3 protein-coding genes are annotated in these 2,473 nt (G+C 28.8%); all 3 read right to left on the minus strand.

Going from position 1 to position 2,473, the window contains the following annotated elements; all coding sequences use genetic code 11:
* Positions 1 to 303: 303 nt before the first annotated feature.
* On the minus strand, positions 304 to 519 hold the full coding sequence (locus Q0649_RS13580; RefSeq protein ID WP_298842926.1) for a hypothetical protein: 216 nt from the start codon (positions 517 to 519) through the stop codon (positions 304 to 306).
* Positions 520 to 710: 191 nt separating this feature from the next.
* The gene (locus Q0649_RS13585) at positions 711 to 1,370 is read right to left on the minus strand and encodes an NAD(P)/FAD-dependent oxidoreductase (protein ID WP_298842929.1); all 660 of its coding nucleotides are present in this window, start codon (positions 1,368 to 1,370) and stop codon (positions 711 to 713) included.
* Between the two features lie 54 nt (positions 1,371 to 1,424).
* The gene (locus Q0649_RS13590) at positions 1,425 to 2,087 is read right to left on the minus strand and encodes a hypothetical protein (protein ID WP_298842932.1); all 663 of its coding nucleotides are present in this window, start codon (positions 2,085 to 2,087) and stop codon (positions 1,425 to 1,427) included.
* Between the last annotated feature and the right edge of the window lie 386 nt (positions 2,088 to 2,473).

The raw sequence follows: 2,473 nt of genomic DNA on the forward strand, positions 1-2,473 counted from the left end.
GGTGACTGGAGTTCAGACGTGTGCTCTTCCGATCTCAAATTGTTGTAAATGCATATATTACTATATTACTTGGGACCCCACTTATCCTAAAGGTTGTAAACTTTATGGTTTTAAATCTGCAAATTCACCTTCGATACTCGTAAAAAAATCATCAGGGATAGCTTGTGCTAAATTTACACCAAAAGGAAAGTAAATACATGTTTTATTGTACCCTCTAATAAATTTAAATTCTATATTAAGACACATAACTAAAAATATATAATATTATACCTTTAGTTATATGATATGTGCCCTCATTAGATATTAATCAGTAATTTTATCGTTTTGATCAACTACCTCATATGCGTAGGACTTAATTTCTAATTGCTTTATTGTCCCATCATCATTAATCCCTGTAACTATGGTTGGTATATTTACTAACTTGCTTTCTATACCTGCTATTTTTATATACCTGTCTAAATCATCCTTAAGTTTTTCACATTCTTTCTCGCCTAATTCTTTTCCCCTCATACTTCTCAAAATTCATCACTCCTATCAAATATTAGGATTTCCATTTATCGTGCATATATACGTTGTAAATTTTAGAAATAATTTTTAGATATAGTAATAATTTAGTATTGATAAAAAAGATAAAATTTATTCAAAAAAAATAAAACGCCTATTAAGCGTTTTTAATATATTTTTAAAATGGTGATTACTTTAATAAATTATTACAAAGCAGTTACAATATCCTCTTTGAATTTATTTAGTCCTATCCTCGTTATAAAATCTCCTAATTTTTCTCCCATGTTTCCATTATCCTTATAATACGTAATCAAAGTATCAACCAAAACTAATACTTGATCTTCGGTTAACTTTTCTGCAATGATATCTGCAACCCTAGGAGTGAATCCTCCACTACCACCCGCAACTATCATATATCCCTCTTTGTCTCCAATTACCCCTAAATCTCTAGAGTAAACACTAGTGCAAGCATTTTTACAGCCAGCTACCCCAATTTTTGTTCTACAGGGCATCTCCATACCATGGTAGAACTTATCCAAAAGCATTCCAATTTTAAGAGAATTCTGTTTTGCTCTTTTACAAAACGCAGCTGGGCACATATGAACATTTTTCACAGAGTTTAAAGATTTAACAGCTGGGCTCATACCCAGTTCATCCCATACTTTTGAAACATCTTGTGCCTCAAGTCCGAGTATTGCAATTCTCTGACCTGATGTCATCTTTAATACACCTTTGTATTTCTGTGCTACCTCAGCTATTTTTGAAAGCTGCTTTGGAGTTATAAACCCTCCTGGAATATGAGGTGTTACACCATAAGTTCTTTTCCCATCTCTTACCTTTTGAAGTACAGCATATTTGGGTTCCATTAAATTACCTCCTATTCCATAGAGAACTTAATAATCATTATATTCTCTCCATAATTATTTTTTTATAATTTGATTTACGCCTATTATACCATTATATTCTAAACCTTTAGTAAAATTATAAGTATATTCCTCATTTGAATTTTCAATAAATGATTTAATCCATTCATGTCTAAGCTTGTAAAATATATTTACATCTCCCTGTACAATTTCCCAATAACTTTTATGAATACAACTTGTAGTTTCCCATTCAAATTTATCATCTTGCGATTTTATAGGTCTAGTTACTCTATCACATGGCATGCCTTCTAATAAGTAATTATTAAGTGCATTGAATACTTCTTCTGGACTTTGCGGCATTTCTTTTTGTCTTGAGGTCTCTCCAACTATTTTACCTTGATCCATAAAACATTCTAGTGCAATAACTTCTGCTTCTTCTCCATTCTTTTTAATCATTTCTGTTATTATAAATGCTATTCTTGTTTCAACTTTACTAATTTTATCCTGAAGCCAACCATGAATATTAGATACATCAATTATATCCTCTATATTTCGGGTAGTGTCTATTGGGCTACCATAAGCAAAGGATTTTTCAATAATATGCTTTGCATTATCACCATATTTATTTATATATGTTTTTTTTAAGTTTGACTCTAAATCCTCTGCAATTAAAATTTTATTAAATACCCACGTATGAATAGGTGCTAAAAAAGCGCTCATTATTATTCCTCCAATATTTATTTATTGTTTATGTTTACAAATCTACAAATCCATATTTCAATAATACTATATATAAAATAAACTTGCGGTAACCTAAGTTACAATTTTAGATATTATTTCAATTACTTAATATGACCTTCTATACCATAAATTAAACATTATTAAAATATTTTTTTATTTATATTTTTAACTATATGGTATACTATAGGTTGAATAATAAAATTTTTATAGACTAAAATATACTATATATTTTATTATTACCGTTATATAAATGAACTAAATTTTAGATGTTAAAATAATAGTAATTAAAAAATATAAAAGGAAGGTAGTGACTTTATGAGCACTTTCATGTTTAAAAATGAAAATTATAAATATACTCCTGTGAG

The organism is uncultured Clostridium sp. (assembly GCF_937920395.1).
In the GTDB taxonomy this organism is placed as follows: domain Bacteria; phylum Bacillota; class Clostridia; order Clostridiales; family Clostridiaceae; genus Clostridium_AD.

What these genes read in the sequence shown, in the direction of transcription:
- Q0649_RS13585 (WP_298842929.1), bottom strand. Translation starts at nt 1,370, where the DNA reads ATGGAACCCAAATATGCTGTACTTCAAAAGGTAAGAGATGGGAAAAGA.
- Q0649_RS13590 (WP_298842932.1), bottom strand. Translation starts at nt 2,087, where the DNA reads ATGAGCGCTTTTTTAGCACCTATTCATACGTGGGTATTTAATAAAATT.